15 protein-coding genes and 1 pseudogene are annotated in these 18,230 nt (G+C 61.4%); 6 read left to right on the top strand and 10 right to left on the bottom strand.

Annotation, left to right across the window (positions count from 1 at the left end; all coding sequences use genetic code 11):
- Window positions 1-21: 21 nt before the first annotated feature.
- The 3 genes from LY631_RS03285 to LY631_RS03275 all read right to left on the bottom strand — a co-directional run bounded on the left by LY631_RS03285 (window position 22) and on the right by LY631_RS03275 (window position 3,126).
- Window positions 22-900: an SMP-30/gluconolactonase/LRE family protein gene (locus LY631_RS03285; protein WP_274423673.1), complete on the bottom strand. Its 879-nt coding sequence runs from the start codon at window positions 898-900 to the stop codon at window positions 22-24.
- Window positions 897-1,664, bottom strand: a complete 768-nt coding sequence (locus LY631_RS03280) for an SDR family NAD(P)-dependent oxidoreductase (RefSeq protein ID WP_274423672.1) — start codon at window positions 1,662-1,664, stop codon at window positions 897-899. The genes LY631_RS03285 and LY631_RS03280 overlap by 4 nt, the downstream gene beginning before the upstream one ends.
- 112 nt (window positions 1,665-1,776) lie before the next feature.
- Entirely contained in the window at window positions 1,777-3,126 is a 1,350-nt protein-coding gene (locus LY631_RS03275) for a putative bifunctional diguanylate cyclase/phosphodiesterase (protein ID WP_274423671.1), read from the bottom strand.
- A gap of 220 nt (window positions 3,127-3,346) precedes the next feature.
- On the opposite strand from LY631_RS03275, the gene gshB reads away from it, so the two are divergent.
- The 4 genes and pseudogenes from gshB to LY631_RS03255 all read left to right on the top strand — a co-directional run bounded on the left by gshB (window position 3,347) and on the right by LY631_RS03255 (window position 6,475).
- Entirely contained in the window at window positions 3,347-4,294 is a 948-nt protein-coding gene (gene gshB, locus LY631_RS03270; protein ID WP_274423670.1) for a glutathione synthase, read from the top strand.
- 123 nt (window positions 4,295-4,417) lie between these two features.
- On the top strand, window positions 4,418-5,950 hold the full coding sequence (locus tag LY631_RS03265) for a YifB family Mg chelatase-like AAA ATPase (RefSeq protein ID WP_274423669.1): 1,533 nt from the start codon (window positions 4,418-4,420) through the stop codon (window positions 5,948-5,950).
- Between the two features lie 63 nt (window positions 5,951-6,013).
- Window positions 6,014-6,298: pseudogene (locus LY631_RS03260) on the top strand (ABATE domain-containing protein); the annotation flags it as partial.
- Complete coding sequence (locus LY631_RS03255) at window positions 6,278-6,475, top strand: CGNR zinc finger domain-containing protein (RefSeq protein ID WP_274423890.1); 198 nt, start codon at window positions 6,278-6,280, stop codon at window positions 6,473-6,475. The pseudogene LY631_RS03260 and the gene LY631_RS03255, both read left to right, overlap by 21 nt.
- A gap of 125 nt (window positions 6,476-6,600) precedes the next feature.
- Here LY631_RS03255 and LY631_RS03250 read toward each other — a convergent pair whose 3' ends face one another.
- The 7 genes from LY631_RS03250 to LY631_RS03220 all read right to left on the bottom strand — a co-directional run bounded on the left by LY631_RS03250 (window position 6,601) and on the right by LY631_RS03220 (window position 16,264).
- Window positions 6,601-7,554, bottom strand: coding sequence for a 2-hydroxyacid dehydrogenase (locus LY631_RS03250; protein WP_274423668.1), 954 nt, complete (start codon window positions 7,552-7,554; stop codon window positions 6,601-6,603).
- Window positions 7,555-7,569: 15 nt separating this feature from the next.
- Window positions 7,570-9,198 carry an ABC transporter ATP-binding protein gene (locus tag LY631_RS03245; RefSeq protein WP_274423667.1) on the bottom strand — a complete coding sequence of 543 codons (1,629 nt, stop codon included), beginning with the start codon at window positions 9,196-9,198 and terminating at the stop codon, window positions 7,570-7,572.
- Window positions 9,195-10,346: an ABC transporter permease gene (locus tag LY631_RS03240; RefSeq protein WP_274423666.1), complete on the bottom strand. Its 1,152-nt coding sequence runs from the start codon at window positions 10,344-10,346 to the stop codon at window positions 9,195-9,197. Before LY631_RS03240 ends, LY631_RS03245 begins: the two co-directional genes overlap by 4 nt.
- The gene (locus LY631_RS03235; protein WP_274423665.1) at window positions 10,347-11,432 is read right to left on the bottom strand and encodes a microcin C ABC transporter permease YejB; all 1,086 of its coding nucleotides are present in this window, start codon (window positions 11,430-11,432) and stop codon (window positions 10,347-10,349) included.
- Between the two features lie 54 nt (window positions 11,433-11,486).
- A complete protein-coding gene (locus tag LY631_RS03230) occupies window positions 11,487-13,355 on the bottom strand; it encodes an extracellular solute-binding protein (protein WP_274423664.1) in 1,869 nt (622 codons plus the stop codon).
- Window positions 13,356-13,359: 4 nt separating this feature from the next.
- The gene (locus LY631_RS03225; protein ID WP_274423663.1) at window positions 13,360-15,255 is read right to left on the bottom strand and encodes an extracellular solute-binding protein; all 1,896 of its coding nucleotides are present in this window, start codon (window positions 15,253-15,255) and stop codon (window positions 13,360-13,362) included.
- 148 nt (window positions 15,256-15,403) lie between these two features.
- Window positions 15,404-16,264: a c-type cytochrome gene (locus LY631_RS03220; protein WP_274423662.1), complete on the bottom strand. Its 861-nt coding sequence runs from the start codon at window positions 16,262-16,264 to the stop codon at window positions 15,404-15,406.
- 202 nt (window positions 16,265-16,466) lie between these two features.
- Here LY631_RS03220 and LY631_RS03215 point away from each other — a divergent pair, with 202 nt between their 5' ends.
- Complete coding sequence (locus LY631_RS03215) at window positions 16,467-17,219, top strand: 3-deoxy-manno-octulosonate cytidylyltransferase (protein WP_274423661.1); 753 nt, start codon at window positions 16,467-16,469, stop codon at window positions 17,217-17,219.
- A gap of 2 nt (window positions 17,220-17,221) precedes the next feature.
- Window positions 17,222-18,094 carry a prephenate dehydratase gene (locus LY631_RS03210; protein WP_274423660.1) on the top strand — a complete coding sequence of 291 codons (873 nt, stop codon included), beginning with the start codon at window positions 17,222-17,224 and terminating at the stop codon, window positions 18,092-18,094.
- The last annotated feature ends 136 nt before the right edge of the window (window positions 18,095-18,230 follow it).

The raw sequence follows: 18,230 nt of genomic DNA, 5'->3' as shown, positions 1-18,230 counted from the left end.
CCCGCCGAGCCTGATTTCATCTCACAGCAGAACCGGCGGATCCAGCCTGCCCTCGACCTTCAGGTCGAGAAGAAACGTCTTGCCCGCGTGCGGGTCGGCCCTGCGTTCCTCGGCGTCCATGCCCTCGAAAGCCGAGGTGACGCCGAGGCGGTCGGCGTTGCGCCCGACGAAGGCTGGGCAGGTGAGCTGCCGCGCCGGCAGCTTGATGCTGCGGATGAGCTCGCCCTCGGGGGAGAGTGCCTCCAGGCAACTGCCACCGAAGCGGGCGTTCCATATCGTTCCTTCGGCATCAATCACCGAACCGTCTATGCCGCCCGGCCGATCGTTGCCATTCATGACAAGAGTCGGTTCGCCCAGCGGCAGCCCCATCTCCGGATCACAGGGGACCCGGTATAGCCGGTTTTCACGCGTGTCGGAAAAATACGCCGTGGCGCCGTCGGGCGAGAAGCTGATCGCGTTCGGGATGGTGATGTCCGGGAACAGCCGGCGCACCTCACCGCGGAAATACCAATAGATCGCGCCGGCCCGCGGCTCGGCCTTCCTGCCCATGGTGCTGAACCAGAACGCGCCGCAGGGGTGCGGCCGTGCATCATTGGAGCGGGTATCCGGACGGTCGGCTTCTACCTCGGCCAGCATCTCCAGTGCACCGCTGGACCGGTTTCTGAGTTGCAGGCCTTTTTCCGTCACCAGGACTTGGCGGTCAGCGTCCACCGCTGCCAGGGCGCTGGCCACCAGAGGCAGATCGTGGATGATCGTCTCGCCGCCGGAGAAAGGCTTTTCCAGAAGTCTTTTTTCGACGATGTCAAACCAGAAGAGCGTATCTGTGCGGGCATCATAGCTCGGCCCCTCTCCCAGATGACAGGGAAGCCCCGAAAAAACCGAAACGCTCACGTCGCTCACAAAACCCCTCCATCGACGATCAGTGTCTGTGCCGTCATCATGCGCGAAAGGCTGGACGCCAAAAAGAGGCACGGGCCGACCATATCCGCCGGCTGCAATGGCTCCCTGAGGCATTGCCGCTCGATATGGCTCTGAAGCCCCTCATCCGTCACCCAGAGCTCCTTTTGGCGTTCGGTGAGCACCCAGCCGGGCGCAATGGCGTTGACGCGGATGCCGGACGGGCCGAGCGCGCCGGCGAGACCTTTGGTGAGCCCGACAATCCCGCCTTTTGCCGCCGTGTAGGCGGGCATTTCGCCCTGATTGATCATATAGGAGATGGACGTGAAATTGATGATGGCGCCGCCGCCGGCCGCCTTCATGCCCGGGACGACGGCCTGAATGGCAAAGAATTGCGGGCGTAGATTGATCGCCTGGTTATTGTCCCAGTAATCTGGCGTGACATCTTCGATCTCGTGCCGATCGTCCCAAGCGGCATTGTTGACGAGGACGGATACGGGTCCGTTTGCTTGCGCGGCCTCCTCCGCCGCCTTGCGAAGCGAGGTGATGTCGCGCAGGTCTGCATGGAGGAAGAGCGGCACATGCCCCTCTTCCTGGCCCAGGCGCTCACATAGAGCGCGGCTTTCATCCTCCGCAATGTCGATGAACGCAACACGTGCGCCCTGACGGAAAAAACCTTCCACCAGAGCGGCGCCGATACCGGAACCGCCGCCGGTAATGAGAACGGATGCGTCTTCGAGATCGGGAAATCTTTCGCTCGGCATCATGATGCTCGGCCTCCTCGGAAGGCAGATATGCCTCTGGCAATTCCCAAAGACAAGAGCGGGCCGGTTTCCGGCACGCCCTCGGTAACGTGGCCGGCGCTCTCGGGTTGCGCGATCAGCAGGCGGCTTTTTTCGGCGAAGACATCACGGCGCGCAGATAATCCAGCGTCTCTTCGGCGCTCTTCGGCTTGCCGAAGAGATAACCCTGCCCACTGCCGCAGCCGAATTCGATCAGGCGGTTTGCCTGCTTCTCATGCTCGATGCCTTCGGCGACGACGTCCATGCCTAGTCCTTCGCACATGGCGAGAATGGCGCGGATGATGTGCTCGGACGGCCGATCCTCGAGTATCGATGAAACGAACGCGCGGTCGATCTTGAGCTTGTCGAAGTGGAAGTCGCGAAGTCGCCCCAGGCTGGACTGACCTGTGCCGAAATCGTCCAGCGAGACACGAATGCCCACCCTTTGCATGTCCTGCACGATCTTCTCTGCCGAGGCGGGATTGGTCATCAGCCCGGTCTCCGTGATCTCGATTTCCAGGCGACGCGGATTGAAGCCGGTGCGCTCCAGTATGGCGAGGATCTGCAGGCCGGTGTTGTGGTCAACGAGTTGCGACGGCGAGAGATTGAACGAAAGGAAAAGATGCTCCGGCCATTCGCGGGCCGTCTCCACCGCCTTTCGCAGGACCAGCTGCGAGAGCTGGGAGATGATGCCGCGTTCCTCGGCGATGGGAATGAAAACCCCAGGCGGAACGGGGCCCAGGTCCCGATCCGTCCAGCGCGCCAGCGCCTCGAACCCAACGATTCGCCGCGTCGCCAGATCGACGATCGGTTGGAAATGAGGCTCCACCTCGCCAGCCGCGGCCGCCCGGCGAAGGGCCTGCTCGATGCGGGTGACGCGCTTTGCGGCTTCCTCCATTTGCTGCGTGTAGACGACAACGTGGCCCCGGCCGGAGCGCTTGGCCTGATAAAGCGCCGTCTCGGCCTTGCTCAAGAGGTGATCTGTCGTATCCCCTTCGGAGTAGAACAGGGAGCAGCCGACGGAAGCGGAGAGCCGCGCCGTGCGGTGGCCCACGTCATAGGGCGCGGACAGAATCTCGATCAGCATGCGTGCTTTATCGGCCGCCGCATCCTCGCTGAACACCATTGGAAAGAGAAAGGCGAACTCGTCCGCTCCGATGCGCGTCACGGTGGAGGTCTCGTCCATGGCTGCGCGCAGCCGCATGGCGACCTGCTGAAGAATGTCGTCGCCCGCGCTGCGGCCGAAGAGATCGTTGATCGGCTTGAAGCCGTCGAGATCGAGAACAAAAACAGCGAAGGGAGCAGGATCATCCGCTCGTTCGGCGATCAGCCGGTTCACCTTGTCGAAGAAACGGTTGGCATTGCCCAGACCTGTCAGTGGATCGGTGAGCACCAGCTCTTCACTGCGGCCGTTTTCGATTTTGCGGATCGGCAGGGCGGACGCCATCTATTTTCCCAATAAAACAATGTTTTGACCTTATCTTGCCTGCGAAAGTGTTTAGGAAACGTATCTTTCATCGGCGCGAGGCCTTGAGACATGTTGGTGCTGGACCGGTATAAATGCCGTTTCTTGACAGGCGGGCGCGGGCGGCGTCATTTGCGCTCAACGATAGTCAGGGCGAATTGGATTCTCGCTCTAGGCGCCAACTTGACGGAGACAGTCTGCCATGCCGCTCAGCGTCGCGTTTCAGATGGACCACATTTCAACAGTGTCGATCGCCGGTGACACCACATTCGCGCTGGCGCTGGAGGCGCAGAGACGCGGTCATCAGCTTTGGCACTATACGCCCGACCGGCTGTCACAGCGCGGCGACCGCGCGATCGCGGCGCTGGAGGAGATGAGCGTCCGCGACGAGGCGGGCGATCATTACACACTCGGCGCGCCGGTGAAGACGGACCTGTCGGAGCTGGACGTCGTCCTGCTTCGTCAGGATCCACCCTTCGACATGCACTACATCACGACAACGCATATCCTGGAGCGGGTTCATCCGCAGACACTCGTGGTCAACGACCCGGCCTGGGTGCGCAACAGCCCGGAAAAGATTTTCGTCACGGAGTTCGCCGACCTCATGCCGGACACGCTGATCACACGCGACGCGTCTGAGGTCGATGCCTTTCGCAAGGATCACGGCGACATCATCGTCAAGCCGCTCTATGGCAATGGCGGAGCCGGCATTTTCCACCTGCTCGAGGCCGACCGCAACCTTGCCGCCCTTCTGGAGCTGTTCACGCAGACCTTTCGCGAGCCCTTCATCGTCCAGCGCTACCTGAAAGAGGTGCGCGGCGGCGACAAGCGCATCATTCTGATCGAAGGCGAGCCTGTCGGCGCCATCAACCGCGTGCCGGCAGAGCACGATTCGCGCTCGAACATGCATGTGGGCGGGCGCGCCGAGCCCTCCGAACTGACGGAGCGCGAACGCGAAATCTGCGCACGCATCGGCCCGGCCCTGCGCGAACGCGGCTTCACCCTGGTGGGGATCGACGTGATCGGCGGACTGCTCACGGAGATCAACGTCACCTCGCCGACGGGCGTGCGGGAGGTGCAGAAGTTCGGCGGCGCGGATATAGCCGGGCTCTTCTGGGATGCCGTCGAGGAGCGCCGGACACGGACGTGATCCGCTACTTTTCCGTGCATTGACTTATTCTGTTCGCCAAACGTTCTTGAAGCGTGTGTTCTTTTGTGCTGAATAGGCTTTGGGCCAATACTTCAGGCGAGGGGCGCCGAAAGGCGGGGGCGTATGGTTTCGCGCGTACAGACGGTTGCGTTTCAGGGAATCGAAGCTGTTCCGGTCAATGTCCAGGTGATGGTCGCGCCGGGCAAGATGGGCATTCAGATCGTCGGCCTCGGCGACAAGGCGGTCACGGAAAGCCGAGAAAGGGTGCAGGCTGCGCTTCATGCCTCCGGCCTTTCCATGCCACCAAAGCGCGTAACGGTGAATCTGGCGCCCGCCGACCTGCCGAAGGAAGGCAGCCATTACGACTTGCCGATCGCGCTGGGCCTCATGGCCGCGCTCGGGGCTGTTCCGGCGGACGCGCTGGGCGACTATATCGTGCTCGGAGAGCTCGCGCTTGACGGCACCGTAGCGCCCGTGGCCGGCGTTCTTCCAGCCGCCATAGGGGCGAACGGGCTGGGCAAGGGCCTGATCTGCCCGTATGAATGCGGGCCGGAGGCAGCCTGGGCGAGCGAAGATATCGACGTTCTTGCCCCGCGCAGCCTGGTGGCGCTCGCCAACCATTTCCGCGGGACGCAGGTCATGACCCGCCCGCAGCCGGCTGTGGGCCCGCCGCCGGGGGAAATGCCCGATCTCGCCGACATCAAGGGGCAGGAAAGCGCCAAGCGCGCACTCGAAGTGACGGCGGCCGGCGGCCACAATCTTTTGATGGTCGGACCTCCAGGGGCGGGAAAGTCGATGCTCGCCCAGCGTCTTCCCTCCATCCTGCCGCCTCTTTCGCCGCGCGAACTCCTGGAGGTTTCGATGATCGCCTCCATCGCCGGGGAACTGGCCGACGGGCGACTTTCGGACCGCAGGCCATTCCGCGCGCCGCATCATTCGGCATCCATGGCCGCCATGGTGGGCGGCGGGCTGCGGGTCCGGCCCGGGGAGGCGTCGCTCGCGCACCACGGCGTGCTTTTCCTGGACGAATTGCCGGAATTTTCCCAGCAGGTGCTCGATTCCCTGCGCCAGCCGCTGGAAACAGGCGAATGCATCATCGCCCGTGCGAACCAGCGGGTCAGTTATCCGGCCAAGCATCAGCTCATTGCAGCGATGAACCCCTGCCGCTGCGGCATGGCGGGAGAGCCGGGCCATCGCTGCGCACGGGGGCCGCGCTGCCAGACTGACTACCAGGCGCGCATCTCCGGGCCGTTCCTCGACCGTATCGATCTCAGGATTAACGTGCCGGCAGTGACGGCAAGCGACCTCATCCGCCCCCGAAAGGCCGAGGCGAGCGCATCGGTCGCGGAGCGGGTGGCACGGGCACGGAACATTCAGCGCGAGCGCTACGCCGCGCTCGGCCTGCCGGGCTGGATGACGAACGCCCGATGCTCGGCCGCGCTCGTGGAGGAGGTTGCCGCACCCGACTCGGAGGGCCTGGCCCTTATCCAGGACGCGAGCGAGAAAATGAGCCTCTCCGCTCGCGCATTCCATCGCGTGCTCAAGGTAGCGCGCACGCTGGCCGATCTGGAAGGACAGGAGAAGGTCGGGCGCATCCACATTGCGGAGGCGATCTCCTATCGCGTGGCCAGTGACCAGGTTGCACAGGCGGCTTGAGGCAAGCCTGGTCAGTGTCATGGGGGAGAACCAAGAGGGGCAGGCGGTGAGGAGAGGCTCGCGCTTAACTTCGTGAACACCGCCGATTGGTCGGAAGACGGCGAGATCGTCCACGAAAAGATCGAAAGCCTGCCTGATCTTCAGTTATGGGCCAGCAGAGTGGGCCTTCATGCCTTCGAGCTGCCGTCAGATCTGGATAGGATCCATGCGTTGAGGATGCATCTGCGAAGCGATCTTCTCCATCTGGTTGCCGCAGCCGCTTCGGGACAATTCGTGCCGCGTTTGTATGGCGTGAGTGATGCGGACGCCTCACCTGTTGAAAAGGCAATAGCTGCCGCGGCTGCTAGCCTGTTCCTCGACTTTTACGAGGCGCGGCGGATCAAGAAGTGCCCGGGTAGCAATTGTGGCTGGCTCTTCCTGGATGAGACCGGGAATGGGCGCCGTCGATGGTGCTCAATGGAAACATGCGGAAATCGCACCAAAGCGCGTCGGCATCATCTGCGGGTGAACGCTGTGGAAGACTGACAAGAGCAAATCAGGAGTTGGAGTGCCCCGGCGTCAACGCATCTCCGACCCTTCGGCGCTTCCGGAGTGCCCAATTCCCCCTGTCGCTTTCCGGCTTCCTCGCCCGTCGAACTCGACGGCACCCTTCAGTAGCCTGCCTTGCGGTCAACGAGGTTCTTCAGCGGTTCGCCGCGATCGTGAGCGGCCATCTGGGCTAGCATTGGGGCGACCAGATGTGCGGGGTCCGAGCTTGCGGCCGCGTGCGGCGTAACGAAGACGCGCGGATGGCTCCAGAGCGGACTGTCCGGGTCGAGCGGTTCATGCTCGAACACGTCGAGGCTCGCCTCCTTCAGCGTGCCTCTCTCCAGTGCCTCCAGAATATCGGCCTCGCGCTGCAGCGGCCCACGGCCCGCGTTGATCAGGCACGGCCCGCCGAGCGGCCCTTCCTGGCGCAGGCGCTCCAGCACGGAGCGGTCGATGATGCCTTCGGTCGCGGCGGTCAATGGCAGTAGGACAACAAGAATGTCTGTGGCGTTCAGGAATGGCGTCAGACCCTCGTCACCATGGAAGCCCGTGACACCCTCCATCCGGTGTGGACGGCGGCTCCAGCCATTCACCTTGAAGCCGAGCGCTGTCAGCGCCCGAGCCGCCGTCCCACCCAACTCACCGAGGCCCATGATGCCTACGGCCACCTCGTTGGCCGGCGGCTGAGGAGGTTCATGCCAGACCTTTTCCTGCTGTTGTGTGCGGTAAATCCTGCCCTGGCGCTGATGATCGAGGACGCGCCAGCAGACATATTCGACCATATATTGGGTGAGGTTTTGCGCAACCACCCGCACGATCGGCACATCGGGCAGGTCCGGGTCGGCGAAGATGTGATCCACACCGGCGCCCAGCGAAAAAATCGCCTTGAGGTTGGGCAGGCGCGACAGGATGCCGGGCTGCTGCTTCCAAACAACAGCATATTCGACGCTCGGATCCTCCGGCCCATTCGGTTCCAGCACGACCGGCCGCTCCCGGGACAAGAGCTCGTACCAACGCTGCGGGTGCATGCCCGTTACGGACAGCAGAATGCGGCCGGTCGCCGGCTTGTCGGTCATGTTTCCTCCCTGGATCTATTCGCTGACCACGCCGCCGGGAACGGCTGCAAGGTCGAAGGCGGCCGCGATCAGCGCGCGCGTGTAGTCGGTTTCCGGATTGTGGAAGATCTGGTCGGCCGTACCCGCCTCCACGACCTTGCCTGAACGCATGACGACCACCTCGTTGGCGAGCGCGCGGATCACTTTGAGATCATGGCTGATGAAGAGGTAGGCGAGATCATAGCGTTTCTGCAGATCCCGGAGAAGGTCCACCACCTGTGCCTGTACACTCATGTCGAGGGCGGAGGTCGGCTCGTCCAGCATCACGAAGCGGGGTTTCAGAACCATCGCGCGGGCAATCGCGATGCGCTGGCGCTGCCCGCCGGAAAATTCGTGCGGATAGCGAAAGCGCGCTTCAGGATCGATCCCGACCTCGCCCAGCACATCCACCACCATCCGGTCCCGCTCCTCGGGGGAAAGTTGCGGCTCGTGGATCTCCAGCCCCTCCTGAATGATCTCGGCCACGGACATGCGCGGGCTCAAGCTGCCGAAGGGATCCTGGAAGACGATCTGAATCTGCCGGCGCAGCGGCCGCATGTCACTGAACGAGCGGGTGTCGATGCGCTGGCCATCAAAGCGGATTTCGCCACGCGACGAAATCATGCGTGAGAGGGCCAGGCCGAGCGTCGTCTTGCCGGATCCTGATTCCCCCACCACGCCGAGGGTTTGCCCGGCCCGCACGGTGACATCGACACCGTCAACACCCTTCACGTGATCGACGGTGCGGCGCAGAAAGCCTTTTTTAATCGGAAACCAGACGCGAATATCCTGCCCTTCCATCACCCGCTCCGCGGAAAGGTTCGCCTGTGGCGGCTCCCCTTTGGGCTCGGCGGCCAATAGATGGCGCGTATAGGCGTGCTGCGGGTTGGAAAAGATTTCCTTCGTGGCCCCACGTTCGACGATCTTGCCGTCCGTCATCACACAGACCCGATCCGCAACCCTGCGCACGACGCCGAGGTCGTGCGTGATGAACAGCATCGACATATCCCTCTCACGGCGCAGGCGCCCCAAAAGCTCGAGGATTTGCGCCTGCACGGTGACATCGAGGGCCGTGGTCGGCTCGTCGGCGATCAGGAGGTCGGGCTCGTTCGCCAGCGCCATGGCGATCATCACGCGCTGGCGCTGGCCTCCGGAAAGCTGGTGCGGGAAGGCGTCGAGACGCTTTTCCGGCTCCTGGATGCCGACCTGATGCAAGAGTTCCAGCGTACGCGCCTTGGCGGCCTTCTCGCCCATGCCGCGATGCAGCTTCAGAATCTCACCAACCTGCTTTTCAATCGTATGAAGCGGGTTGAGCGAGGTCATCGGCTCCTGAAAGATCATGCTGATCCGGTTACCACGCACCTGCCGGAGCGCCGTTTCGTCCGTGGTGAGCAGGTTTCGCCCCTCGTAAAAGATCTCGCCGGAGGGGTGGCTGGCTGCAGGATAGGGCAGCAGCTTCAGCACCGACAGCGCGGTAACCGACTTGCCCGATCCCGATTCGCCCACCAGGGCGACCGTCTCGCCCGGTGCGATGTCGAAGGAGATATGGTCGACGGCGAGCGTCTCCTCGCCACCTTGGGCAAATGCGACCGATAAATCGCGGATGGAGAGGAGGGCCTGGCTCATCTGAAGGTCTTCCGCGGGTCGAAGGCGTCGCGCACGGCTTCGCCTATGAAGATAAGGAGCGAGAGCATGATGGAAAGGCTCAGGAAGCCGGCGACGCCGAGCCAGGGTGCATTCAGGTTGCGCTGACCCTGGCGCAGCAGTTCACCCAGTGACGGGGACCCCGGCGGAAGACCAAAGCCGAGGAAATCGAGCGAGGTCAGCGTCGTAATCGATCCGTTTAGGATGAAGGGGAGAAAGGTGAGCGTCGCCACCATGGCGTTCGGCAGCAGGTGGCGGAACATGATGGTCCGGTTCGGCACGCCGAGGGCACGCGCGGCACTCACATACTCGAAATTGCGCGCACGCAGGAATTCGGCGCGCACCACGCCCACGAAAGCCACCCAGGAGAAGAGCAGCATGATGCCGAGCAGAATCCAGAAGCCCGGCGGCAGCACGGCGGCAATGATCAGGATGAGGTAGAGGACCGGGATGGACGTCCATATCTCAATGAAGCGCTGGAAGATAAGGTCGGTCCAGCCGCCGAAATAGCCCTGCACGGCACCGGAGGCAACACCGATCACCGCCGAAGCGCCCGTCAGGATGAGGCCGAAGAGCACCGAAATGCGGAATCCGTATATAACGCGCGAGAGCACATCGCGGGCCTGATCGTCCGTGCCAAGCCAATTCCAGTTGCCAACCGTGCAGTTGGGGTCGTCCACGCCTAGCGGATAGCGCCCGCAGCGTTCCTCCTGAGTATAGAGCCAGGAGGGCTTGGCGGGTGCGGCCTCGGGAATCTCGCTATTGACCGTGCGGTAAGAGTAGCGGATGGGCGGCCAGATCATCCACCCATTGGAATTGATCTCTTCCTGGATGAAGGGGTCCCGATAATCCGTGACGGCCAGAAAGCCGCCAAACTTTTCCTCCGGATAGTCGACAACGACGGGAAAGAGGATCTCACCGTTGTAGGAGGCGATCAGCGGTTTGTCGTTTGCGATGAACTCGGCAAACAGCGACAGAATAAAGAGGACGAGGAATATCCAGAGCGACCAGTATCCGCGCCGATTGGCCTTGAAATTCTGCCAGCGCCGCCGGTTGAGCGGCGAAAGCCAGGGCCGCGAAACCCTGCGGCGGACACGCTGGACCTGCGCTTGGCTTTGGAACTCCGACATCTAGACGTCCCTCCGCTCGAAATCGATGCGCGGATCAATCAGCGTGTAGGTGAGGTCGGATAGCAAGGTGACGATCATGCCCAGAAGCGAGAAAATGTAGAGCGTGGCAAACACCACCGGATAGTCGCGATCGATGACCGAGCGGAAGCCGAGCAGGCCCAGCCCGTCAAGCGAGAAGATGCTCTCGATGAGCAGCGCGCCGGTGAAGAAGGCCGAGATAAACGCTCCTGGAAAACCGGCGATGATGATGAGCATGGCATTGCGGAAAACGTGGCCATAAAGCACCTGGCGCTCCGAAAGGCCCTTTGCGCGCGCCGTCGTCACGTATTGCTTACGGATCTCGTCCAGAAAGGAGTTCTTGGTCAGGAGCGTGGTGGTGGCGAAAGCCGAAAGCACCAAGGCCGTCAGCGGCAATGCCAGATGCCAGAAATAATCGACGATTCTCATCGGCCAGGAAAGCTGGTCCCAATTATCCGAGACGAGGCCGCGCAGCGGGAACCAGTCGAAGAAGGAGCCTCCGGCAAACAGGACCATCAGCAGAATGGCGAACAGAAAACTCGGGATGGCGTAGGCGACGATGACGACGCCACTCGTCCACACGTCGAAGGGTGTACCGTCCCTGACCGCCTTTCGAATGCCGAGCGGGATCGAAATGCCGTAAGACAAGAGCGTGATCCAGAGCCCGAGCGAAATGGAGACGGGCATCTTTTCGATGATCAGGTCAATGACCGAAATATCGCGAAAATAGCTTTCCCCGAAATCGAAGCGGATATAGTTCCACAGCATCAGCCCGAAACGTTCATGGGCCGGCTTGTCGAATCCGAATTGCTGCTCGAGCTGCGCGATGAATTGGGGATCGAGCCCCTGAGCCCCGCGATACTGGGAATTACCGCTTTCGGCTCCGGCAAAGTCCGACCCGCCGCCGGTCAGTCGGGCGTCGGTGCCCCCGGCCTGTCCGGTGACCTGGGCGATCACCTGCTCGACCGGTCCGCCGGGCGCAAACTGAACTACGATGAACGAAATGAGCATTATCCCGAGCAGGGTCGGAATCATGAGCAGCAGGCGACGTAGAAGATAAGCGCCCATTAGCGTTCCACCCCGGCCGGTATTGTTCTTAATCGAAGTCTTTTCACGCGGTCGCTACGCTCTTCCAATCGCCTTTGCCTTTTCCTCGTGGTACCACCATAGGGCCTCCACCGGGAAGAAATAATCCGGCTTGTCCCTGAAGCCAAACATGTCCCAATAGGCGACGCGGTGGTTGGGAGAATACCAGTTGGGTATCCAGTCGCGCCGGGCCCGCAACACCCGGTCGAGCGCACGCATGGCGACGATGAGCTCTTCCCGGCTTTCGGCACGGCCGGCAAACTCGACAATCCGGTCGACGGCGGGATCGGCCGTGCCGGGGAGATTGCTCGAGCCCTGAACCTCGGCCGAACGGGAATGGAAGACGACCTCGAGAGCATCATAGGTCGGCGTCGCTCCCAATGAGAAATGGACGCCCACCATGTCGAAGTCGAAATCGGTGAGCCGCCGCTCATATTGTGACGCGTCGAGCCGCCGGATCGAGGCGTCGATGCCGACGGCGCGCAGATTCTGGATAAATGGGCTCGCGACCTGAACGAACACTTCGTCGCGCACGATGTACTCTAGCACGAGCCGCTCACCAGCCTCATTCTGAAGAAACCGGCCATCGCTCTGCCAGCCCGCTTCGTTCAGCAGTTGGCGTGCACGCGACAAGAGGTCTCGATCCCGGCCCGATCCATCGGAAACGGGCTGCATAACCGCCTCGCCAAACGCTTCGTCGGGTATCTGGCCGCGGAACTCCTTTAGGATTTCGAGCTCTTCAGGAGAGGGGCGTCCGCTGGCGGCAAAGTCGGAGTGTTCAAACATTGAGTGCCGGCGCTCGTACAATTCGTAGAAGAAATTGCGGTTGGTCCACTTGAAGTCAAAGCACAAAGCAATGGCCTCGCGGACGCGAGAATCGGCAAAACGCGAGCGGCGCTGATTGAGCGCCCAGCCCTGTAGGCTCGCCCGCGGCTCGCCGGGAAACTCGCGCTTGACCACCTGCCCTTCCTGCAGCGCTGGAAAGTCATAGCCGGTCGCCCAGACGCGCGAGGTCATTTCTTCCCGCCACATCGCATCGCCTTTCTTGAACGCTTCGAAGGCGGCGTTGCGGTCACGGAAAAAGTCGAGGCGGATGCGATCGAAGTGGTAGAGGCCGCGACGGACCGGAAGCTCGCGCGCCCAGTATTCCTCCACGCGGTCGTACTCGATGTACCGACCAGCGGAGAAACGTCCGACCTTGTAGGGGCCAGAGCCGGGCAAAGGCTTGATTTCGGAGCTGTCGAAAGGTTCGCCTTCCAGGGCCTCGCGCGAAAACACCGGAAGCTGCACCGCGTCGAAGATCGTCCGCTCCGATTGTTTACCGGAGAAGGACAGGCGGCAGGTCTGCCGGTCGACGGCCTCGGCCTCGACCAGCTGCCTGAGACTGAGGACGATCTGTGGATGGCCCTTTTCCTTGAGCAGGTTATAGCTGAAGACCACATCCTCGGCGGTCAGCGGCGAGCCGTCGTGAAATCGTGCCTCGGGGCGGAGCCGGAAGGTGAAGCTGTTGCGGTCCTCCGAAAGGGTCACGGTTTCGGCCAGAAGCCCGTAGAGCGCGTCCGGCTCATCCCAGGCCCAGGTCATCAGCTGGTCGAAACACATCTCCATGCGCGGCGGCGCATCGCCCCCGCGCACGTAGCTGTTCAGTGTGTTGAAGGTGAGGACGTTCTGATTGTAATACCAATAGGTGGGCTGGAAATTGAACGTTCCGCCGTTTGGCGCATCGGGGTTGGCATACTCGAAATGGCTGAAATCCGCCGGGTATTTGAATTCCCCGAAGGCCGAAATTCCATGCAGCGCGGTCCCGGTCGGCAAGCGGGCAAACGCCTTGCCGGGGAGGAGCGGCGCGCTCAGCGCCGCTCCAGCAAGCTCGAGAAATCGGCGTCTGGAGAAACATGCGGACATCGGCTCAGTTCTCGTCTTCGCCGTATTCCTCTTCGATCTCCTCCTCGCGCTCCGGGCGGACCCACCATGACTCGATATCCACTCCCGCATACGCGGGCTGCTCGTCCGGGATACCGAATTTGTTCCAGTACGCGTAACGCAGCGTCGGCTGATAATATTGCGGAATCATAAAGTAATTCCACAGCAGCACCCGGTCGAGGGCCCGTGTCAGCGCGACGAGTTCCTCTCGGTCTTCGGCGTAGATGATTTTATTGACCAATGCATCGACCACCGGGTCCTGAATACCGGCAAGATTGCGCGATCCAGGAATTTCGGCTGCTTCGGAGCTCCAGTAATCTCGCTGTTCGTTGCCAGGTGAATTCGACTGGGCAAAACGAGAGGTTACGGCGTCAAAATCGAATTGTTGAACGCGCTGGATATATTGCGATGTATCGACAATGCGCAAAGTTGCATCGATACCTATCCTCCTCAGATTTGCGATGAGGCCGCCGGCGATAACTTCCGATGTCGGCGAGGAGCCAAGGAACTCAATCCTGAACTGTTCGCCTGTCTCTTCGTTGACCATGCGTCCATCCCTGATTACCCATCCCGCCTCTTTGAAGAGCCGCACAGCTTCGCGGAGATATTCCCGTTCGGACTGCGGGGTGTCGAAAACCGGCAGCTCGAATTCTTCGGTGAAGAGCTCCGGCGGCAGCTCGTCACGGAACTCCTCCAGGATCTCCAATTCCTGCCCCTCGGGGAAGCCGGTTGCCGCAAGCTCGGAGTTTTCGAAATAGCTGCCGAAGCGCTCATTGAGGCCGAAGAAATGCGTACGGTTCTGCTGTTCGAAGTTATACGCGAGGGTCAGGGCTTCGCGCACTCTTGGATCATCAAAGTGTGGTTTGCGCATGTTGAACACGAAAGCCTGCATCGCGTGGATGCTGCCAGCGGTGAACTCGCGCTTGATAACGTCGCCGGCCTCGACGGCCGGGAAATTGTAGTCTTGTGACCAGCGACGCGAACTGAGCTCACGCCGGATATCTTCTATACCGCCCTTTGTAAAAGCCAGGAACGCGGCATTATCGTCGACGAAATAACTATATCGTCTCCGATCATAATTATAGCGGCCAATGTTAACCGGCAGGTCGGCCGCCCAATAATCCTCTACCCGCTCCCAAACGATCTCCGAACCGGGCTCGAAACTCGCAATACGGTAAGGGCCGCTACCGAGCGGCGGTTCCAGCGTTGGTGCTGCGATATCGCGCTGATCGCCTTCGGCGTTGGTTCCTGTCCACCAATGCTTCGGCAGCACCGGAAGATCGCCCATTATATGCGGCAACTCCCTGTTACCCGCCTGATCAAAACGGAAGTGCACTTCGCGTTCCGAAACCGCCACAGCCTCTTCGACATTTGCGAAGTATTGGCTGTGCTGCGGGCTTACCTCCTTCAGTGTATCGAATGACCAAACCACATCTTCCGCGGTGATCGGTGTACCGTCATGCCAACGGGCTTCGGGGTTAATACGGTAGGTGGCCGAGGAATAATCTTCCGGGTACTTGAAGGCTTCCGCTACAAGCGGGTGACTGGTACCCGGTTCCTCGGGCGATTGTTGCATAAGCGTTTCCCATAGGAGGCCACCGAAACTGGTTAGCCCTGCCGCGGGTGTGCCCCGGACGACAAAGGGATTGAAGCTGTCGAAAGTGCCAGGGGCTGTCGAGTTCAGCGTACCTCCCTTGGGAGCGTCCGGGTTGACGTAAGCGTAACGCTCGAAAACCTCGGTCTCCGCCTCGGAATCGATGAGCGAACTCGCCGTCCGCCATTCCTGCTCGTCCTGGGCGCCGGCCGTTGTCGCGGCGAGCATCGCGGCGAAACCGCCGATCAGCACTCCCGTTCTGCAACTGAACCCGTGCAATGCCCTCATACAATCGCCTCCACACATTTGACCCTATCGAACGTAGTCCATCAGAAGCGCTTGGCAAATGGCCGTACCGGTTCGAAATACGAAAAAAGCCGGCAAAGCCGGCTTTTCGAGGGCAAACAGCAACAAACCCTTTCCGGCGACAACCCGGCTACTGTTCTACGCCCGCCGGCTCTTCTTCGGCCGTATCACCTTCGCCAGCGGCAGCACCGGAATCGCCTGTTTCCCCGCCGGCAGCGCCTTCGCCACCGCCGCCGCTTTCATCCACAGATCCATCAAGCGGTTCAACGGCATCGTCAGCGGCATCGGCTCCCCCGTCGCCAATCCCGGTGTCCGCGGCATCATCTCCCGCCGCCTGGCCGGCATCGCCATCAGCGGCCGCATCGTCGCTTGCCGCTTCATCGCCTTCTTCGGACGCCGCTGAATCGTCTTCGTCCGCGGCGGCTTCACCCTCTTCCGCGCCGGCTTCGGGCAGCGGCGCGGGGTCATCCGACATGGAGCGCAGATAGGCGATCACATTGGCGCGATCCTCGATGTTGGCCAGACCGGCAAACGCCATTGCCGTTCCCGGAATAAAGCCCCGCGGATCGGCAAGGAAATGATCCAGATTCTCATAGGTCCATGTGACCTCTCCGCCCTCGGAGAAATCCACGATTGCGCCGGAATAGCCGAAGCTTTCATCGCTGGCGATGGGCGCATTAACAATGTCCCACAGATTCGGGCCGACCTTGTTGGGCTCGCCTTCCCCAACCGAGTGACAGGCCTGACAGCGCCTGAAAACGCTCTCGCCCGCGGAGGCATCGGCCGAAGCCAGAAGTGGCAGGATCAACTCCGGCTCCTCCTCAGCGTCGGCTTCGCCCGTGCCGTCGTCCTCAGGAACCTCGATCGCATAACCCGGCGTCTCCGGCGCAGGCGAGGAGAAAACGGCGTGCGAGACAAGATTGACGGAAAAGATGACGAAAATCACGGCGAGCAAGGCGCCGATAATCTTGTTGAGTTCGAAAGAGTCCATTCGCCCTGATATTCCTTGTTCTCGCACGCCCTTTTGAAAGGCCAGGCTCAAAAGGCCTTGATGGTTTGTCCCCATGATCGGCCGCTGCCGATAAAACGCGCGGAAACTATGTCTTTTGCTTCAGGCTTGCAACACATATAAGGCGGTTTGCGCTGAGACCTTTTGCCACTTTTGACCGAATCCCTCAATTGCCCGATCGTCTATGAACGCCATTATCCTCATTCCCGCCCGCATGGCCTCCACCCGCCTTCCCGGAAAACCGCTCGCGGACATAGGAGGCAGGCCGATGATCGCGCATGTGGCCGAGCGGGCACTCGAAAGCGGGGCGGGGCGGGTTGTGGTGGCCACCGATACGCCCGAGATAGTCACTGCGGTGGAAATGAAAGGCATTGAAGCCGTGCTGACACGGGGGGACCATCAGTCCGGCTCGGACCGGATTTCCGAGGCGCTTTCCACGGTCGATCCGGACAGGCAGGCGGATGTCGTCATCAACCTTCAGGGCGACCTCCCCACGATTCCGGCGGCGGATATCCGCGCCGTGCTCGACCTCTTGGAAACCGGCGAGGCCGATATCGCAACGCTCGGCGTGAAAATCGCGGAAGAAGCGGAAAAGACCAATCCGAGCGTGGTCAAGATCGTGGGGTCGCCCCTGGATGACAGGGCCGATCCGAAGCGGCTGCGCGCGCTCTACTTCACGCGGGCCACGGCGCCCTGGGGCGAGGGGCCGCTTTATCACCATATCGGCATCTATGGCTATCGCCGGGCGGCTCTCGAGCGCTTCGTCGCGCTGCCACCCTCCGCGCTGGAGAAGCGCGAACGGCTGGAACAGCTTCGCGCACTGGAGGCGGGCATGCGCATCGAGGCCGAAATCGTGCGCTCCGTTCCGCTGGGTGTGGATACTCCCGAGGACCTGGACCGTGCCCGGCAAATTCTTTCCAACGATCGGAATAGTTGACAATGGCGCCAAAAATGACAAACAAGATCGCCTTCCAGGGTGAACCCGGGGCCAATTCCGACACTGCCTGCCGCAACATGTATCCGGATATGGAGCCACTGCCCTGCCCGACCTTCGAGGACGCGTTCAATGCGGTAGAAACCGGTAAGGCCGACCTCGCCATGATTCCGATCGAGAACACGATCGCCGGGCGCGTCGCCGATATTCATCACTTGCTGCCGCATTCCAAACTCTATATCGTCGGCGAGTATTTCCTGCCGATCCGCTTCCAGCTCATGGTGCTGCCGGGGGTCGCACAATCCGAGATCAAGGCGGTCTACAGCCACATCCACGCGCTGGGGCAGTGCCGCAAGATCATCCGCCGGCACCGCTGGACGCCGAGGGTAGCGGGCGACACCGCGGGTGCTGCGCGCCGCGTCGCAGAGGAGAAAGTGCGCGCGAACGCTGCGCTCGCGCCGGCGCTGGCGGCGGATCTCTACGGGCTCGACATCATCGCAGAAAATGTCGAGGATACGGACAACAACGTCACCCGCTTCGTCGTCCTGTCGAAAGAGAAGCGCTGGGCGCAGCGCAGCGCGCCCGACCAGCAGATGATGACGACCTTCATCTTCCGCGTGCGCAACGTTCCGGCCGCACTTTACAAGGCCATGGGCGGATTCGCCACGAACGGCGTGAACATGACCAAGCTGGAAAGCTATCAGCTCGGCGGAAAGTTTTTCTCGACGCTCTTCTATGCCGATGTCGAAGGTCATCCAGACGACAGGAATGTTGCCCTGGCGCTGGAGGAACTCGGCTTCTTCTCCCGCGAGGTGCGGATTCTGGGTGTATATGCCGCCCATCCTTTCCGAGAGATGCAGAGCGAAGACGACGAGTGAAACTCGTTTTGCGCCGGAAGGCAGCCCAATAGAATTATTTTTCCGATCTTGGATTTTCACGTCCAATCCAGAACTCAAAGCTGTGATATGCGGCGCCTATCTGTATAATGTTATTCCTTGAGACAGGGAGAGGACC

Source organism: Chelativorans sp. YIM 93263, assembly GCF_028767125.1.
In the GTDB taxonomy this organism is placed as follows: Bacteria; Pseudomonadota; Alphaproteobacteria; order Rhizobiales; family Rhizobiaceae; genus Chelativorans.
The sequence above is the reverse complement of the archived record's forward strand: the minus strand, read 5'-3'. Positions and strand labels throughout refer to the sequence as shown.